Source organism: Actinoplanes campanulatus, assembly GCF_014647795.1.
Taxonomy (GTDB): Bacteria; Actinomycetota; Actinomycetes; order Mycobacteriales; family Micromonosporaceae; genus Actinoplanes; species Actinoplanes campanulatus.
Window position 1 is genome coordinate 55,453 of sequence record NZ_BMPW01000002.1, and the last position, 17,574, is coordinate 73,026.

Here is a 17,574-nt window from a genome sequence, read left to right on the forward strand (position 1 = left end):
GGCGCAGTGCAGCGTGGGAGGGCGCAGGAGAGTGCAGGAAGGCGCGGGCAGAAGAACGGATGCCCGGCACGACGCTGTGCCGGGCATCCGAAGAAGCCGGGTATCGGGCACGCCGTTGTGCCCGATACCTGGAGCCGGGGGATCAGCGCTTGCTGATCGCCTTGCGGTAGTCGCTGTTGAGGCGGCCGATGAGGCTCAGCGGGATGCCCTTCGGGCAGACCGTGGTGCACTCGCCGGCGTTGGTGCAGCCGCCGAAACCGGCGTCGTCCTGGGCCTGGAGCATGTCGATGACGCGGCTGTCCCGCTCGGGCTGGCCCTGCGGCATCAGACCGAGGTGGGCGATCTTCGCGGCGGTGAAGAGCATCGACGAGCCGTTCGGGCAGGCCGCCACGCAGGCGCCGCAGCCGATGCAGGTGGCCGCCTCGAACGCGGCGTCCGCGTCCTTCTTCGGCACCGGGGCGGCGTGGGCGTCCGGCGCGGTGCCGGTCGGGGCGGTGATGTAGCCACCGGCCTGAATGATCTTGTCGAAGGCGCTCCGGTCGACGACCAGGTCCTTGATCACCGGGAAGGCGGCGGCACGCCACGGCTCGACGTCGATCACGTCGCCGTCCTTGAACTTCCGCATGTGCAGCTGGCAGGTGGTGGTGGCCTTCTCCGGGCCGTGCGCCACGCCGTTGATGACCATGCTGCACGCGCCGCAGATGCCCTCGCGGCAGTCGTGGTCGAACGCGATCGGGTCGTCACCGTTGAGGATCAGCGTCTCGTTGAGGACGTCGATCATCTCGAGGAACGACGCGTCGGGGGAGATGCCCTTGACGTCGTAGGTGACCATCTTCCCGCCGGCCGTGGGACCGGATTGACGCCACACCCTGACCTTGATGTCCATTACTTGTAGCTCCGCGTGCTCGGGTGGACGTACTCGAAGTTGAGGTCTTCCTTGTGCAGGGTCGGCTTGCCGTCGGCGCCGAAGTACTCCCACGCCGCGGCGTAGCCGAACTCGTCGTCGTGGCGCAGCGCCTCACCGTCCGAGGTCTGGCTCTCGGCCCGGAAGTGGCCACCGCAGGACTCGCGGCGGTGCAGCGCGTCGATGCACATGAGCTCGCCGAGCTCGAGGAAGTCGGCCACCCGGCCGGCCTTCTCCAGGTTCTGGTTGAGCTCCTCGCCCTTGCCCGGCACCTTCACCCGGGTCCAGAACTCCTCCTTGAGCGCCCGGATCAGACCGATGGCCTTGGTCAGGCCCTCCTCGGTCCGCTCCATGCCGCAGTACTCCCACATGATCTGGCCGAGCTCGCGGTGGAACGAGTCCACCGTCCGGTCGCCGTCGATCGAGAGGAACTTGGCGATCCGGTCCTCGACCTCCTTGCGCGCCTCGACCACGGGGGCGTCGGTTTCCGAGACCGCCGGGAACGGGCCGTTCGCGAGGTAGTTGCTGATCGTGTTCGGGAGCACGAAATAGCCGTCGGCCAGGCCCTGCATCAGCGCGGACGCGCCGAGCCGGTTGGCGCCGTGGTCGGAGAAGTTCGCCTCGCCGACCACGAACAGGCCCTCGATGGTGGACTGCAGGTCGTAGTCGACCCACAGGCCACCCATCGTGTAGTGCACGGCGGGGTAGATGCGCATCGGCGTCTCGTACGGGTCCTCGCCCGTGATCCGCTCGTACATCTCGAAGAGGTTGCCGTACTTCGCCTCGACGGCCTTGCGGCCCAGCCGCTTGATCGCGTCGGCGAAGTCCAGGTAGACGCCGAGACCACCGGGGCCGACGCCGCGGCCCTCGTCGCAGACGTTCTTGGCGGCACGCGACGCGATGTCCCGCGGCACCAGGTTGCCGAACGACGGGTAGATCCGCTCCAGGTAGTAGTCGCGGTCCTCCTCGGCGATCTCCCCGGCGGGCTTCTGGCAGTCCTCGGCCCGCTTCGGCACCCAGACCCGGCCGTCGTTACGCAGTGACTCCGACATCAGGGTCAGCTTCGACTGGTGCGAGCCGGACTCCGGGATGCAGGTCGGGTGGATCTGCGTGTAGCAGGGGTTCGCGAAGAGCGCGCCCTTGCGGTGGGCCCGCCACGACGCCGTGACGTTGCAGCCCTTGGCGTTGGTGGAGAGGAAGAAGACGTTGCCGTAGCCGCCGGAGGCGAGCACCACGGCGTCCGCGAACTCGGTGGTGATCTCGCCGGTGACCATGTCCCGCACGACGATGCCGCGGGCCTTGCCGTCGACGATGATCAGCTCGAGCATCTCGTGCCGGGCGTTCATCTCGATGTTGCCGAGGCCGATCTGCCGCTCCATCGCCTGGTAGGCGCCGAGCAGCAGCTGCTGACCCGTCTGGCCCCGGGCGTAGAAGGTCCGGGACACCTGGGTGCCACCGAAGGAGCGGTTGTCGAGCAGGCCGCCGTACTCGCGGGCGAACGGGACGCCCTGGGCCACGCACTGGTCGATGATGTTCACCGACACCTGGGCGAGCCGGTAGACGTTCGACTCGCGGGCCCGGAAGTCGCCGCCCTTGACCGTGTCGTAGAAGAGGCGGTAGACGGAGTCGCCGTCGTTGCGGTAGTTCTTCGCGGCGTTGATGCCACCCTGCGCGGCGATCGAGTGCGCGCGGCGGGGGCTGTCCTGGTAGCAGTACGACTTGACCCGGTAGCCGGCCTCGGCCAGGGTCGCCGCGGCCGAGCCGCCGGCCAGACCGGTGCCGACCACGATGACCGTCAGCTTGCGGCGGTTCGCCGGGTTGACCAGCTTGGCGGAGAACTTGCGGCGCTCCCAGCGGGTCTCGACGGGCCCGTCCGGGGCGGCCTTGTCGACGACCGGTTCGCCCTCGGCCCAGAATTCGTTAGCAACCATGATCAACCCACCAATCCGGTCAGGACCGCGAAGGGCACCGACAGGTACATCGCGACGAGCACCACCGAGAGGACCAGCGCGACGGCCTTGGCCCGGCGCTCACCCTTGGTGGTCTGCTGGCCCAGCGTGCGGAACGCGCTCCAGATGCCGTGCCGCAGGTGGAAGCCGACGGACACCACCGCGAGGGTGTAGAAGAGGGTCACGTACCAGCGGTCCGGGGCGAAGCCCGCGATCACCCGGGCGGACGGGTCCACGTCGCCGCCGGCCGGGTTGAACGTGCCGGTCGTCAGGTCGAGGATGTGGTAGATCACGAACAGCACGATGATCACACCGCCCCAGCGCATGGTGCGCGCGGCGTAGCTGCCCTGGATCTTGGGCCGGTGCGCGTACTTGACCGGCCGGGCCTTCTTGGCGCGGATGGTCAGCGCCGTGGCCGCCCAGATGTGCAGGCCGATGCCGGCCAGCAGGCCGATCCGCTGGAGCCAGAGGAACCAGCCGTGCGGCAGCAGGGGCGTGCCCAGATCCCGCAGCCACTCCGCGTAGTGGTCGAAGTCCGTCTCGCCCACGAAGATCTTGAGGTTGCCCGCCGCGTGCGCGAAGAGGAACAGCACCAGCAGCGCGCCGCTGACTGCCATGACCAGTTTGAGGATGACCGACGAGGGCCGGACCGACTTCCGCGGCGCGGGGCGTGCCGTCGCACCCGCTGCGTTGGTCGTCTTCGGAATAGGAGTGTCTACCGCCACGAGTTGGAAGGTAAGAAGTCCTGAACGATTCGTCTAATGCATGCCGGGTCGGCCTTCCATAGATATAGGCTATTACGGTGCAGCTGCAACAACTCAGGTACTTCGTAGCGGTGGCAGAGTTTAGACATTTCACCCAAGCGGCGGACGAACTCGGCGTCTCCCAACCTACTTTGAGTAAGCAGATTCACACCCTGGAAATGTCACTCGGAGCGCCCCTGTTCGAGCGGATCCGCGGCGGCGTCACCCTCACCGTGGCCGGGGAGACGCTGCTCCCGCTGGCTCAGCGCATGATCGCGGATGCCGACGCGGCCCGGGACGCGGTCGCCGACATCGTGGGCCTGCGCCGTGGCGAGGTCCGGCTCGGCGCCACTCCCAGTCTCTGCTCCTCCCTGCTCCCGGTCGTGCTGCGCGGCTACCGCGCCGAGCATCCCGGCATCCGGCTGCACGTGACCGAGGGCAGCTCCCAGGACCTCATCGCCGACCTGCTCGCCCACACCCTCGACCTGGCCCTCATCGTGCTGCCCGAGCAGGGCGCCGACCCGGCCCTGGAGACCGTCGAGGTGCTCCGGGAGAGCCTCGTGGTGGCCTCGGTCGCCTCCGGGCCGGCGCCCACCGTGGCCCGGCAGCTGGACCTCACCGAGTTGCGGCACACCCCGATGGTGATGTTCCGCGACGGGTACGACATCCGTGACGTGACCCTGCAAGCCTGTGAGCGGGCCGGGTTCACCCCCAAGTTCGCGGTGGAGGGCGGCGAGATGGACGCCGTTCTGGCCTTCGTCGAGGCCGGCCTCGGGGTGGCCCTGGTGCCGAGCATGGTGCTCGTCAACCGGCCGCTGCTGCGCGCCACGCCCCTGGCCCCGCCCGGCATGCGGCGGACCATCGCGCTCGCCCAGCGCCGGGCCGCCATCCTGCCGCACGCGGCGGCCGCCCTGCGCGAGGCGGTCATCGAGCACATCGCGGCCGGCGAACTCCCGTTCGGGGTACGCGCCCTGTGATCCACCGTCCACTTCGGGTAGTCAAGTGAGCACCCCGCGTTTAGCATCCGAGTGTGTGGCATGGCGAGTACCGGCATCCCCGGCTGGTCGAGGTCTACGACATCGAGCACCTGTGGGGCTGGGAGGACGACTTCTTCATGCGGGTGCTCGCTGAGCGCACCGCGCCGCGGGTCCTCGACATGGGCTGCGGCACCGGGCGGCTGGCCATCGCGATGGCCGGCGCCGGCCATGAGGTGACCGCCGTCGACCCGGCCGGGGCCGCGCTGGACGCGGCCCGACGGAAAGAAGGCGCGGCCGGGGTCCGCTGGCTCCAGGGGTCCTTCGAGGACCTTCCGGGCGGGACGTTCGACGCCGCCTTCATGACCGGTCACGTCGCCGAGCACATCGTCACCGACGAGGACTGGTCCGGGGCGCTGCACCGGATGCGCGGCGCCCTGGTCACCGACGGGCGGCTCGTCCTGGACAGCCGTGACCCGGCCGGCCTGCCGTGGCGGGGGTGGGCGCCGGACGACACCCGGCGGGACATCGTGCTGGCCGACGGCTCGGTGGTGGAGGCGTGGAGCGAGGTCGCCTCGACCGAGAAGGACGTGGTGTCGGTCGTCCATCACTACCGGTTCGACGACGGGCTGGAGCTGACCAGTTCGGCCGCCCACCGCTTCCGCGACGAGGTCCAGCTGCGCGACTCGCTGCGGGTTGCCGGTTTCCGGGTGGATCAGATCTACGGCGGGTGGGGCCGTGAGCCACCCGGGCTCAGCGGGGACGGTGAACTGATAGTGATCGCGATCGCTGAGCCTCGAATGCTGCCGTGATGTGCCGCTTTACCCGTTGAACCATTGCGGGACATGAATCCCGGACTACTATCCGGCACGCATCGGTACCGACCATTACGACGGGGTTGGGTGACATGTCCGACAACGAGTGGCCAAGGGAGTTGCCCCCGCCGCACCACGGTGACTGGGGCGACGAACCCCCGCAGGCTCGCAGCCGCATGTTGCTCTCCGCCGCCCTGGTGATCGTGGTCCTGCTGGTCGCCGGCGGGGTCGCCTGGCAGCTCATGCGCAACGGCTCCGCCCAGCCGGCCACTCAGCCCAGCGCCGCCCCGCTGCCGTCGTCGACCCAGCCCAGCGTCGCGCCCTGCCCCGACCCGGAGCTGACCGTGGCCGCGGCCCCCGAGATCGAGCCGGTGATCCGGGCCGCCGCCGTCACCCTCAACCCGCCCGGGCAGCGCTGCGCGCCGATCCTGGTCCGGGCCGAGGAGCCCGGCGTCACCCTCGCCGCGGTGGACCAGCCGGACGTCTGGGTGCCGTCCAGCAGCGCCTGGCTGCGCATCGCCGAGGAGAACGAGCTAGCCTTCCGCACCTCCGGGGCCACCCTGGCGTACTCGCCGATCATGTTGACCGCGCCCGAGGCGATCGGCAGTCTGTACATCAAGGACGGCAAGACCACCTGGAACGAGCTGATCGAGGGGGTCGCCAGCGAGCGGATCCCGGTGGCCACCATGTCCGATCCACTGACGACCACCACCGGCCTGCTCAGCGTCCACGGCGTGCACGCGGCCACCGCCCTGGCCGCCAGGGACCCCGGCATCGCCCAGCTCCGGGCGCTCACCCTGCGCAGCCGCCTGACCGACGCCGCCGCCGACCCGGGCCGCCTGCTCGGCCGGATGGCCGCGCAGTCCGACACCACCTCCGCGGTCTACGACGTCGGCGTCTTCCCGGCGATCGAGCAGCAACTCCTCGCCTATCAGAAGGGTGGGCACCGGGTGGCGCTCACCGGTGCGGCGCCCTCCGACGGCATGGTCGAGGCCGACTACCCGTACGCGATCCGCAAGGGCGCCAAGACCGGCCTGGCCGACCGGCTGCGCGCCGCGATCACCAAGCAGGCGCTCACCGAGGCCGGTTTCCGTACCGAGCCGACGGCCGGCGGCGCCCGCCTGCCCGGCACCGGCAAGGCCCTGCTCGACCCGGCCCGGCAGTGGGCCGGCTTCCAGAGCCTCGCCTTCCAGGTGCTGCTTCTGATCGACGCCTCCGGTTCGATGAACGAGAAGATCGGCGGCGGTCCGGCCACCAAGGCGTCCCTGCTCCGCGAGTCCGGTGCGAGCGCGGCCCAGCTGTTCAACCGGGACACCACGATCGGTATGTGGTATTTCGGGGCCGGCACCGCGAACAGTCCGGCGCACACCGAGGAGGTGTCGTTCGGGCCGATCAACGGGGACGCCGGAGGCAAGAAGCGGCGGGACGCCCTGACCGAGAAGATCAAGACGTACCGGCCGCAGTCGAACGCCGGCACGCCGCTCTACCAGACCGTCCTCGACGGTGTCGACGCGATGCGTGATGAGGTGAAGTCCGGTAGGCCCTCGGTCGTGGTGGTGCTCACCGACGGCGCCGACGGCGGGACCAGGTTCGCCATGTCCCAGCAGGAGTTCCAGAAGCGGCTCGCGGCCGGCCGGGACCCGGCCCGGCCGGTCCCGGTGATCGCGGTCGGTTACGGCCCGGACGCGAACATGCCCGCGTTGCAGAGCATGGCCAAGGCCACCGGCGGCCAGGCGATCGCCGCCAAGAACCCGGCCGACCTGGCCTCCGCCATGGCCAAGGCCTTCCTCGCGGCGCGAGCCGCCAACTAAGACGCAAGCCGCCGACTAAGGCGCGAGCCGCCGATCAACGAGCCGGGCCGATCTGATCGGCGACGATCCGGGCGGACAGGGTGACCATCGGCAGCCCACCGCCCGGATGCACCGACCCGCCGACCAGGAACAACCCGTCCACCGGCCCCCGGTTGCCGGGCCGCAGCAGCCCACCCGCGGTTCCGTAGATGGCCCCGCCCGGCGCCCCGGTCGCCTCGGCCAGGTCGGCCGGCGTACGCGTCTCGGCGAACTCCAGCCGCCCCCGCACGTCCAGCCCGCGCCGGGCGAGCACCGCCAGCACGTGATCCGCGTAGGCCTCGGCCAGCCCCGGCCGCCGCCAGTCCACAGCGGACCATTCGGTGCCCTGCCGTGCCGCGTTGACCAGCACGAACCACGCCTCCCGGCCGTCCGGGCGAACCAGCGGATCGTCGGCCCGGGTGACGAACACCGCCGGATCGTCCACCGGCCGCGCCCGCCGCCCCGGCGCCCCGAAGACGGCGTCGAACTCCGCGTCGTAGTCGGCCGGGAAGAACACCGTGTGATGCGCCAGCTCCGGGGTCTTCCCGCGCACGCCGAGCAGCAGCACGAATCCGGCCAGGCTCCGGTCGGCCAGCCCGCGCAACGGCTTCGGCGCGGGCAGCAGATCCCGGTACAGGGTGATCGCGTCCACGTTGGAGACCACCACGTCGGCGGGCTGGAACTCGCCCGACGCCAGGCGCACGCCGCGCACCCGGTGGTCCGCCTCGATCGCCGTCACCTCGGAGCGCAGCCTCACCCGTACCCCATGATCGGCGCACCGGGCGTGCAGCGAGTCACCGAGCGTGACCAGACCGCCCGGCAGATACCACCCACCGTGCGTGAGCTCGGCGTAGGGGATCGCGGCGAGCGCCGCGGGCGCGCGGCGCGGATCCGTCCCGGTATAGGTGGCATACCGGTCCAGCAGCATGCGCAACCGCGGATCGCGCAGGTAGCGCCGGCCCAGCGCCCGCAGCGACGACCACGGCGCGATCGCCGCGAGATCACCCACCCGCCAGGAGAGCCGCGCCAGCGACGCGGCACTCACCGGACGCCGCAACACCGACTCCCACGAGGCGTGCCAGATCCGCGCGGCCCGCCGCCAGAACCGGTCCCAGTCCGCGGCCGCCTCCGGGCCCAGCGCCGCGCCGATCCGCTCCAGGAAGACACCGTGATCGGAGGACGAGTCGAGCGTCACACCGTCCGGGAAGACGTGCCGCACCACCGGATCCAGCGGTTGCGGCCGCAGGCCCAGGCCCAGGTCGGCGAACACGTCCGGCAGCGTGAGCAGGCTCGGGCCGGTGTCGAAACGGTAGCCGTCCCGCTCGTGGACGCCCAGCTTCCCGCCCGGCCGCGCCGCCCGCTCGTGCACGGTCACCCGATGCCCGGCGGCGGCCAGCCGCAACGCCACGGCCAGCCCGCCGACCCCGGCGCCGATCACCACGATCTCACTCACCGCATCGCCTCCCGCACGCTCCCAGCATGATCACCCTGGGTGCCGCGCATTCCTCCGGGTGCGTTTTCTTTGGGGGTACGCGGAAAGCCGCCCCCAACCGCACTCGGCCCGTCCCCGGAAGCTCCGGCGAGCTCTTCGCGGGTCCAGGCCGTGACGCGCCGCCGGGCGGACCTGCCGGGTCGAGGTCAGAGAGCACGGCCGCGCCAGGTGAGCAGATTCCGGCGCCGCCGGTGGAACGAGCGCGCGACAAGCCAGCCGAACAGCACGATCGACAGCGGGTGCGTGAACGCGTCCGGGACGGCCCGGCCCCCGGTCGCCACCGCGCTGATCACCCGGCCGGTCACCCCGAGCAGGCAGGCGGCCAGAGCGACGTCCCACCAGGGGCTCACCAGGAACAGCACCGGCACGGCGTACAGCAGAAGGAGAAGGACCACGACGGCGGCGGCGCCGAACGCGGAGCCGAACGACGCCCACAGCGATTTGCCGTAACCGTCGGTGAGCTCTCGCCAGGAGCCGTACATGTGACAGGTGGCCAGGCGGGACCCGTCGGCGAGCGCGATCCGGCCGCCGGAGCGTTTCACCGCGCGGGCCAGGCCGATGTCCTCGAGCACGTCGTCGCGGACCGCGGCGTGGCCACCGGCCCGCTGATAGCCGGCGCGATCCAGGACCAGCCACTGCCCGCCCGCGGCGGCCAGCGACGGCCGCGGCGAGCGCTCCATGCCGCGCAGCGGCAGAAACGTCAGCCAGGACCATTGCAACAGCGGTTGCACCAGCCGCCCGGCGCCGACGATCCGAGGGTACGGCGAGAGCAGCGTCACCCCGGCACGCCGCAGAAGCCCGGCCGCCCCGGCGATCGCATCCGGTTCCAGGACCACGTCCGCGTCGACGAAGACCAGCACGTCCGCGTCCGCGGCGTCGTCGGCCAGTTGCCGGCAGGCGTTCGGCTTGCCGAGCCAGCCCGCGGGCGGGGCGGCCCCGGTGAGCAGGCGTACCCGCTCGTCCCCGGCGGTGATCGTCCGGACCACGTCGGCGGTGCCGTCGGTGGAGGCGTCGTCGAGGATGTGGACGGTCAGGTCCGGGACGCCGCGCTGGGCCAGCAGCGACTCCAGGCAGGGGGCGACCCGCCCGGCCTCGTCACGCAGCGGCAGCAGGACGGCGACCCGCTCGCCGGTGATCGCGTCCCGGTGCGGGCGGCGCAGCAGCAGCGCGTTGACCGCGGTGTGCGCGGTGAGCAGCAGCAACGGCGCCAGCGCGAGCCAGACGATCATGCGCGCAGCCGGGGCAGCAGCGGTAGGACGGCGGCGCCCATCAGCACGCCACCCCACATCGCTGACGCGGGCAGGCCCAGGAAGACGGCGTGCGCGAGAACCGACGAGAAGTAGGTCCACAACCAGAGCGCCAGCATCGGGCCGTCACCGGGCGTAGCCACGGCGGGCCCGGCCGCGAACGACAGAGCCGTCATCAGCAGCAGCGCGAACCCGAGCCAGCCCAGGTAGTTACCGATCGGGACGCCGGGCACACCGGGCAGCGCCGGAACCGGATCGTGCCAGCGCCAGTAACCCTCGGCGACCATCTGCGGATCGAGGAACAGATCCCAGGCCGCCAGACCGACGGCCGCGACCACGATCCGGGCCGCGCGCCCTTCGGCCACGCGCAGCGCCGCCAGCCACGCCGGCCAGGCCATCCAGGTCCAGGCCAGCGGGATGATCAGGGGTACGCCCAGCAGCTTCGGCCCGAGTTGACCGGAATAGTGGTAGGAACCGAACGGGAAACCGGTCGCCACCCCGATCGCCTCGACCGCGAAACCACCCAGCATCGCCGTGCCGATCAGCGCGGCCGCGGCCCGCACCCCACGGCTGAGCAGCGCGTGCGTCACCGACAGCAGCACGCCGATCAGCACGGTGGCCACGGTCAGCCCGGCACGGGTGTCACCGGTGGTGAGCGGATACCAGACTTGGGCCAGCACCAGCCCGCCGAGCAGGAACCACACCGATCAACCGCCGGCCTGCCGCTCGACGATCGGGATCTCCCGCCCGAGGATCGCGAACGCCCGCTCGTCCCCCGGGAACAGGAAATGGCGCAGCACGTCGCTGAACCCGAACCGCCGGTACAGCCGCCAGGCCCGGGACGTCTGCTCGTCGGCCTCCGGAGTGGACAGCAGCACCGTCCTGCCCTCGGCCATCGCCAGCAGGGCACGCAACTGCCGGGCGCCGATCCCGTGACCCTGCGCCGCCGGGCGGACGTGCAGCTCGACCACCTCGAAACAGTCGGCCAGCCACCGATGCCGGGCCGGCTCGTCGAGCGCGGACCGGACCTGGTCGTGCCACCACTGGCCGGGAGCGGAGGTGTAGCCGTACCCGAACCCGGCGACCCGGCCCTCCGCGGTCAGCGTGGCCACCGCCCGGAACCCGGGCCGCCGCGCGTGCGAGCCGATGTAGCCGCGGCGGGTCTGCAACAGCTCCTTGCGGTAGCCCATCGCCTCGCCGTAGACCGCCACCACGTCGTCGAGCCGGCGCAGCAGGTCATCCGGCTGCCAAGCAACGAGCCTCATCGCGTCGTCCGCTCCTCTTCGTCAGCGGTCCATCCCAGCACGGTCCGGTCGCCGCTGATGTCCAGCACCGCGAAACGGGCGAACAGCTCCTCCGCGTACCAGCGGTCGGCGGGGGTGCGGGCGATCACCGCGCGGTGTTCTGGCTGACGGTACGCGAACGCGGTGAGATCCGCCGCGCCGCGCCACACGCTGACCGTGCCCTGCCAGCCGATCGGCGCCTCACCCACCCCGAAGCGGGCCAGCAGCCCCGGAGCGGCCGCCACCTCCCGGGCCACCGCCGGCACCGCCCGCCAGAACCGCAGCGCCCGGGACGGCCGCAACCGGGCCCGGGTCAGCGCCAGCACCATCCCGTCCGGGCGGCGACCGGTCGCGCGGAACGGGCTCCGGCCACCCCACTCACCGCGGCTGACCAGCGGTTCCAGGTCTACCCGCACCTGCTTCACGGCGATCTTCTCCCACGTGGGGAACCGCACCGGGCGGTCACTCACGGTGATTGCCGCCCAGCGGGTCAGGTCGGTGTCGCCGGGGCCGAAGGTGGAGCCGGTGCCCGTACCCAGGAATCGGCCGAACCGGACCCCGGAGAGATGGCGGCGGGCTTCGAGATGGCGGCGTGCGAAGGCCATGCGCAGCATGGCGGAGCCGACGGCCTGCCGCGGGACCCGCCAGACGTGCAGGCTGACCAGATCATCGGTCACCGCGCCACGGTACCGCGGCCTCTGCCGGGCCTCCGGCTACGCGACCTCCGCCGGGCTTCCGGCCGTCACGCGGACCAGCTCCGGATAGGTGATCGGAAAGACCGACCGGGGTACGCCGCCGGCCGCCCAGATCACCGGATAGCTCTCCAGATCGACGTCGACCAGGGTGCGCACCGGCTTCGGATGGCCGAGCGGGGCGACCCCGCCGATCGCCTGGCCGGTGTGCTCCCGGACGAACTCGGGCGTGGCGCGGCGCAGTTTCGTCACGCCGATCGAGGCGGCCACCTTGGCGGTGTCCACCCGGTGTGCGCCCGAGGTCAGGACCAGCAGCGGCTCGCCGTCGGCGTCGAAGATCAGCGAGTTGGCGATCTGGCCGACCGTCACGTCCAGCGCGGCGGCGGCCGCTGCCGCGGTGTGCACCGCCTCGTCGAGGATGACGATGTCGGTCACGTCGGCGCCCGCTTCCCTCAGCGCCTCCCGGACCGCGACGACGTTGGGATGATTCTGCATCGCCTCATCCTGCCCGACTGTCCGCTTCGGTCAATTACCGACAGCCTTGGCGCTGGCCTCCCACAATCGCGCGGCCAGTGCGCTGTCGCCGGCGTGGGCGGCCGGCCGGGTGACGGTGCGGCCCACGTAGTAGCCGCCGTCCACCAGCTCGGCCTCGGGGGTGGTGGCCAGCCAGACCAGCAGCTCACCGGCCTTCTCCGGGGTGACGAGGAAGGGTGCGTAACGGTAGAAGAGCCGGGTGACCCGGCCGGTGCCGAAGTTGGTGCGCACCACACCCGGGTGGAAGGACACGCTGAACACCTCCGGCCAGCGGCGGGCCGCCTCGGCGGTGAACAGGATGTTGGCCGCCTTGCTCGCCCCGTAGGCCTGCCACGAGCTGTATCTCTCCGGATCGCCGGCGAGCCGCTCCGGATCGGGGCTGCCGTGCCGGTGCGCCCGGGACGCGGTGTTCACCACCCGGCCGCCCTGCAGCTGCTCCCGCAACAGGCCGGTCAGCAGGAACGGCGCCAGATGATTGCCCTGGATGGTGGCCTCGAGGCCGTCGCCGGTGCGGCGGAACTCCCCGACCATGCCACCGGCGTTGTTCGCCAGCACGTCGATCCGTGGATAGGCCGCGCGCAGCTGATCGGCCAGGGCGCGCACCTCGGCGAGACTCTCGAAGTCGGCCCGGAAGGCGGCCGGCTCCCGCCCTCCTGCCGCCGTCACCCTTTCGACGGCGGTGGCCAGCCGACCGGGATCGCGGCCGACCAGCACCACCTCGTCGCCGCGGGCGGCGAACCGCTCCGCCGCGGCCAGGCCCACCCCGGAACTCGCCCCGGTCACCACGATCGTCGCCATGCCGCCATGGTAGTCACGAAGCCGTCGATCATCCGTTCGAAAATGCCGGTGGCGCGACGCCGTGAAGGTTGCCTTTTTGTCGGAGGGGGGTGTTAGTCTCTGCGGTAGTTAGAACGGATGTTCGAAAGGGTGTTCGTTCGGCTCCGGGATCGTGTTTCGCGGCACGTGTCCCGGGTGCGGTGGCCCGCGAAGCGCCGCACACCCTGGTCCGGGCATTCGCGGGTCCGGGCCTCAAGGCAGGCCGTCGCTCGCCACCCCCGACCCCCGGTGGTGGGCGACGGACCCGCCGGCGGTGCCGGCCGGGTGTGGTGTGGGGAAGCTTCACACCCGGCCGGCTTGCCGCCGGGCGGCTCGGACGGGCCGCCCGCCGGGGCTCCGGCTGCCCATTTCGGAGCCCCGGTTCCCGGCACGGCATGCTGCGTCTTCCTCCGCAGCGATCGGTTCGACCCACACGTCGGATGCGGAACAGGCGAGGAGATACGACGATGGCGAGCACCACGGCCCCCGGCCTCACGGCGGCTCCCGGTCCGGCGAGCGCCGGCGCGGCCCCCCGGGCGGATTCGCCCACGGTCCCGGCTCACATGCTGCCGCACCGCACACCGTCCCAGTTGCTGGCGCTCGCCCGGGCGGGCTTGATCGAGGCGGCGCACACCACCCCTGACGGGCTGCGCTACGCGGCGGCGCATCTGGCCGCCCTGCGCGCGGCCGCCGCCCTGCTCGCCGCCCGTGCCCGGCCAGCCGCGCCCGGCCGCCGCAGCCGCGCGACCAGTGTCTGGTCCCTGCTGGTTCTGGTGGCGCCCGAGTTCAGCGACTGGGCCGGCTATTTCGCGCTCGGCGCCGGCAAGCGCGCGGCGGCCGAGGCCGGCATCCCCCATGTCGTGAGCGCCCGCGAGGCCGACGACCTGTTGCGCGCCGCCGAGCAGTTCGTCACCGTGGCGGAGTCCGCGCTCGGGCTGGCGTACCAGCCACCCTTGGCCGCGTGACCGCCCGCTCGCCGTCGTGGGCCGGCCGTTCCCTCGGCCGCGCGCCGGCCGCCCGACCCGGGTAGACCCGGCTCAGCGGCGGCCCTGCCCGGTGCGGCTCGCCTCACCGGACGCGTTCCACGAGGGGCGTCGACGGCTGCTTCGCACCGGCTCGAGCCCCCCGGCAACCAGGTCCCCGCGTCCCGGCGCTCCGGGCTTCGACGGCCTGGCTCTCCGCGGCCTCGGGCTTCGGCGGCACGAGCTTTGGCAGGCGCGATCTCGGTGGCCCGGTTTCCGTGGCCCTAGCCCCGGCAGCTCGGGTCCCGGCAGCTCGGGTCCCGGCAGGTCAGATCTCGGTGGGCGGGGGCTTCTTGGGCGGGCTCGGTGGGCGGTTCGGCGGTTGAGCGCCGGCGGTGGCCGGGTGGGCAGTGATGTGACGGGGATTGTGGGATAGAGCGGGGCATGACGTGGCAGGGCGCATGATCAATGGTGCGGCCGCCCTCGCGGAGCTGGTCCGGACGGCGACCGGGACCGGCGAACCGGGGGCGCACCGGCTGCTGCCGGTGGCGCCCGAGCTGAGCGGGCTGTTGCCGGGGCGCGGGCTCCGGCGGGGCAGCACGGTGGCCGTCGCCGCCGGGCAGAGCGTGCCCGCCAATGGCCGGACCTCGCTGATGCTGGCGTTGCTCGCGGCCGCCTCGCGGAACGGCTCCTGGTGCGCGGTGGTCGGAGTGCCCGCGCTGGGCGCGCTCGCCGCCGCGGAGAGCGGCATCGTGCTGGAGCGGCTCGCACTGGTGCCCGACCCGGGGCCGGACTGGCCCACCGTGGTGGCCGCGCTGATCGACGGCGTGGACGTGGTGGTCGCGGCGGTTCCCGGGCCGGTGTCGGCGTCCGTCACCAGCCGGCTGGCCGCGCGGGCCCGGCAGCGGGGAAGCGTGCTGGTGCCGTTCGGTGACTGGGCCGGCGCCGACGTGACCCTCGAAGTCGGCAAGGGCCGGTGGGAGGGTCTCGGATCCGGCCGGGGCCGGCTGCGCCGCCGGGAGGTCACCGTCGTGTCCCGCGGCCGGGGTGCGGCCACCCGGCCTCGGGAGATCACCATGTGGATGCCGGGCGTCACGGTCCGGGACACCATCCCGCCGCCCCCGCCGTCCACGCTCCCCGAGCCGCCCCCGGGCACCCCGCCCGAGCGGATCACGCCGTCTTCGGCACCCCCACCACCCACCCCCGCCGCGTCGTGCCCGGCGCCCTCCGAGCACGCGCCGTCCTCGTCGGGCTTCCCGGCCTCCGTGCGCCCTGTGCCGGCTTCGGGATCTGTGCCGGCTTCAGGATCTGTGCCGGCTCGGCCGTTCTCCCCGCCCGCGTTGCCCGGCTCGGTCTCGGCGGTTCCGCCCTTCTCGGGGTCTTCGCCGTCCTCCTCGGGTGAGGCGTCTCGGCGGCTTTCGGGGTCTGTGCCGCTCCTGCTGAGCCGGACGGTCTCCTCCTCGGCCGGTGAGGGCTCGCCGCCCGCGTCGGGATCGGCCCTGCCGGGGGCGGACGGGCCTGCTCTGACGTGTGCGCCGGGGAGGACCTAGTGGAAGCGGCTGTTCGTACCCTGCTGGTCTGGTGCCCGGACTGGCCGGTGGTGGCCGCGGAGATCGTGGCGGGGGTGCCGGGGGCCGAGCCGGTCGCGGTGATGTTCGGAAACCGGGTGCTGGCCTGTTCCGAGGCGGCCCGGCGGGAAGGTGTGCGGCGAGGGCTCCGGCGGCGGGAGGCGCAGGGACGCTGCCCGCAACTGGTGGTCGTGGAGCACGATCCGGGGCGGGACGCACGGGCGTTCGAGCCGGTGGTGGTCGCGATCGAAGGTGTGGTGGCCGGGGTCGAGGTGATCCGGCCGGGGGCCTGTGCGGTCGCCGCCCGAGGGCCGGCCCGCTACTTCGGCGGGGAGGAGGCGGCCGCCGAGCGGATCGTCGAGCAGGTCGCCCTGGAGTGCGCGGTGGAGTGCCAGATCGGGCTCGCCGACGGAGTGTTCGCGGCCGGGATCGCGGCACGGGCGGGACGGATCGTCGAGGCGGGGGGTAGCCGGGAGTTTCTGTCCGGCGTACCGGTCGAGGCTCTTGAAGAGCCGGAGCTGACCGACCTGCTGAAGCGGCTCGGGGTCAAGACGCTCGGTGATTTCGCGGCGCTGCCGGCGGGGGATGTGCTGACCCGGTTCGGATTCTCCGGGGCCCTGGCGCACCGGCTCGCCTCCGGGGGCGATCATCGGCCGCTCGCGGTGCGGCGGCCACCGGCCGATCTGACCGTGGAGGAGACCTACGACGAGCCGCTCGCCCGGGTGGACGTGGCGGCCTTCGCGGGGCGGGCGCTGGCCGAACGCCTGCACGACAGGCTGGCCGCGCACGGGCTGGCGTGCACCCGGCTCGGGGTGGAGGCGGTCACAGCGGACGGTCAGGAGCTGTTCCGGGTGTGGCGGCACGACGGTCTGCTCGGGGCCGCCGCCATCGCCGAGCGGGTGCGGTGGCAGCTGGACGGCTGGCTCACCGGCGCCCGGCGCGGGAGGACGGCACGGCCCACCGCGGGACTGGTGCGGTTGCGGCTGGTGCCCGACGGGGTGCTGGCTCACGTCGGCCTGCAACCGGGGCTCTGGGGTGAGACCGGAGCGGAACGGGACCGTGCGCACCGGGCGTTCAGCCGGGTCCAGGGTCTGCTCGGCCCGGAAGCGGTGGTCACGCCGGTGCTGAGCGGCGGCCGGTCGGCGGACGACCGGGTGCGGCTGGTGCCCTGGGGCGACGAACGGGAACCGGAACGACCGGTCGCCGGCCAGGCCGAGCCGATCCCCGGCATCGAGACGGTTCCGGTCCTGGAGAGGGCGGTGGCTCCGCCGTTGCGGCTGGACGCCCCGCGGGCCTCCCATCTGAGATTGGTGGGCGGGCTCCGGGCGGAGCCTTCCAACGGGGTCGAGACCTCCGGTGCGGACGGGTTCGCCATGGTCGAGGTGCGGGCCGGCCAGCGCCGGCGTGCCGGGCGGAAACCGGCGGCCCTGCCGCCGTGGCCCGGGCGGCTGCCGCGGCCTTCGCCGGCCGTGGTGCTGGGGCATCCGCTGCCGGCCGCGGTCGCCGACGCGGAGGGCCGGGCGGTCGGGGTCAGCGCGCGGCTCGAGCTGACCGGGGCTCCCGCGACGTTGACGGTGGGCCGGCGGGAGCCGGTGGCGATCACCGGCTGGGCCGGGCCGTGGCCGGTGGACGAGCGCTGGTGGGCGGCGGGGGAGTCGCGGCGGCGGGCCCGGTTCCAGATGGCGCTCGCGGACGGGCGCGCGCTTCTGCTGACCCTCGCCGGTGGCCACTGGATGGTCGAGGCCGTCTATGACTGAGCAGGAGTT

At 72.7% G+C, this 17,574-nt stretch carries 15 protein-coding genes and 1 pseudogene; 6 read left to right on the forward strand and 10 right to left on the reverse strand.

Annotated elements, in window-relative coordinates; genetic code table 11:
* Positions 1 to 142 precede the first annotated feature (142 nt).
* From IEZ13_RS05135 to IEZ13_RS05145, 3 genes are read right to left on the reverse strand one after another with little or no spacing between them, the layout of a single operon-like run.
* Complete coding sequence (locus tag IEZ13_RS05135; protein ID WP_183217354.1) at positions 143 to 886, reverse strand: succinate dehydrogenase/fumarate reductase iron-sulfur subunit; 744 nt, start codon at positions 884 to 886, stop codon at positions 143 to 145.
* A complete protein-coding gene (locus tag IEZ13_RS05140) occupies positions 886 to 2,835 on the reverse strand; it encodes a fumarate reductase/succinate dehydrogenase flavoprotein subunit (RefSeq protein WP_183217356.1) in 1,950 nt (649 codons plus the stop codon). The genes IEZ13_RS05135 and IEZ13_RS05140 overlap by 1 nt, the downstream gene beginning before the upstream one ends.
* A gap of 2 nt (positions 2,836 to 2,837) precedes the next feature.
* On the reverse strand, positions 2,838 to 3,485 hold the full coding sequence (locus IEZ13_RS05145; RefSeq protein ID WP_268240083.1) for a succinate dehydrogenase cytochrome b subunit: 648 nt from the start codon (positions 3,483 to 3,485) through the stop codon (positions 2,838 to 2,840).
* A 164-nt stretch (positions 3,486 to 3,649) separates the two neighbouring features.
* Between IEZ13_RS05145 and IEZ13_RS05150 the strand changes: the two genes are divergently transcribed.
* From IEZ13_RS05150 to IEZ13_RS47415, 3 genes are all read left to right on the forward strand, one after another.
* Positions 3,650 to 4,573, forward strand: a complete 924-nt coding sequence (locus IEZ13_RS05150; protein WP_183218324.1) for a LysR family transcriptional regulator — start codon at positions 3,650 to 3,652, stop codon at positions 4,571 to 4,573.
* 53 nt (positions 4,574 to 4,626) lie between these two features.
* Complete coding sequence (locus tag IEZ13_RS05155) at positions 4,627 to 5,382, forward strand: class I SAM-dependent methyltransferase (protein WP_183217358.1); 756 nt, start codon at positions 4,627 to 4,629, stop codon at positions 5,380 to 5,382.
* Between the two features lie 95 nt (positions 5,383 to 5,477).
* Positions 5,478 to 7,196, forward strand: a complete 1,719-nt coding sequence (locus tag IEZ13_RS47415) for a substrate-binding domain-containing protein (RefSeq protein WP_183217359.1) — start codon at positions 5,478 to 5,480, stop codon at positions 7,194 to 7,196.
* 34 nt (positions 7,197 to 7,230) lie between these two features.
* Here IEZ13_RS47415 and IEZ13_RS05165 read toward each other — a convergent pair whose 3' ends face one another.
* The 7 genes from IEZ13_RS05165 to IEZ13_RS05195 all read right to left on the reverse strand — a co-directional run bounded on the left by IEZ13_RS05165 (position 7,231) and on the right by IEZ13_RS05195 (position 13,260).
* Complete coding sequence (locus tag IEZ13_RS05165; RefSeq protein WP_183217360.1) at positions 7,231 to 8,667, reverse strand: phytoene desaturase family protein; 1,437 nt, start codon at positions 8,665 to 8,667, stop codon at positions 7,231 to 7,233.
* 185 nt (positions 8,668 to 8,852) lie between these two features.
* On the reverse strand, positions 8,853 to 9,935 hold the full coding sequence (locus IEZ13_RS05170) for a glycosyltransferase family 2 protein (RefSeq protein WP_183217361.1): 1,083 nt from the start codon (positions 9,933 to 9,935) through the stop codon (positions 8,853 to 8,855).
* Complete coding sequence (locus IEZ13_RS05175) at positions 9,932 to 10,657, reverse strand: carotenoid biosynthesis protein (protein WP_183217362.1); 726 nt, start codon at positions 10,655 to 10,657, stop codon at positions 9,932 to 9,934. The genes IEZ13_RS05170 and IEZ13_RS05175 overlap by 4 nt, the downstream gene beginning before the upstream one ends.
* 3 nt (positions 10,658 to 10,660) lie before the next feature.
* Complete coding sequence (locus IEZ13_RS05180; RefSeq protein WP_183217363.1) at positions 10,661 to 11,218, reverse strand: GNAT family N-acetyltransferase; 558 nt, start codon at positions 11,216 to 11,218, stop codon at positions 10,661 to 10,663.
* Complete coding sequence (locus IEZ13_RS05185) at positions 11,215 to 11,850, reverse strand: monooxygenase (RefSeq protein WP_229794508.1); 636 nt, start codon at positions 11,848 to 11,850, stop codon at positions 11,215 to 11,217. The genes IEZ13_RS05180 and IEZ13_RS05185 overlap by 4 nt, the downstream gene beginning before the upstream one ends.
* 99 nt (positions 11,851 to 11,949) lie before the next feature.
* Complete coding sequence (locus tag IEZ13_RS05190; protein ID WP_183217367.1) at positions 11,950 to 12,423, reverse strand: YbaK/EbsC family protein; 474 nt, start codon at positions 12,421 to 12,423, stop codon at positions 11,950 to 11,952.
* A 30-nt stretch (positions 12,424 to 12,453) separates the two neighbouring features.
* Positions 12,454 to 13,260, reverse strand: coding sequence for an SDR family NAD(P)-dependent oxidoreductase (locus IEZ13_RS05195; RefSeq protein ID WP_183217369.1), 807 nt, complete (start codon positions 13,258 to 13,260; stop codon positions 12,454 to 12,456).
* Positions 13,261 to 13,745: 485 nt separating this feature from the next.
* Between IEZ13_RS05195 and IEZ13_RS05200 the strand changes: the two genes are divergently transcribed.
* The 3 genes and pseudogenes from IEZ13_RS05200 (at position 13,746) to IEZ13_RS05210 (ending at position 17,565) form a co-directional block, all read left to right on the forward strand.
* Positions 13,746 to 14,243: an SAV_6107 family HEPN domain-containing protein gene (locus IEZ13_RS05200; RefSeq protein WP_183217371.1), complete on the forward strand. Its 498-nt coding sequence runs from the start codon at positions 13,746 to 13,748 to the stop codon at positions 14,241 to 14,243.
* 446 nt (positions 14,244 to 14,689) lie between these two features.
* Positions 14,690 to 15,332: pseudogene (locus IEZ13_RS05205) on the forward strand (hypothetical protein); the annotation flags it as partial.
* Between the two features lie 457 nt (positions 15,333 to 15,789).
* Positions 15,790 to 17,565 (forward strand): DNA polymerase Y family protein, encoded by a 1,776-nt coding sequence (locus IEZ13_RS05210; RefSeq protein WP_229794465.1) that lies wholly within the window; start codon positions 15,790 to 15,792, stop codon positions 17,563 to 17,565.
* The last annotated feature ends 9 nt before the right edge of the window (positions 17,566 to 17,574 follow it).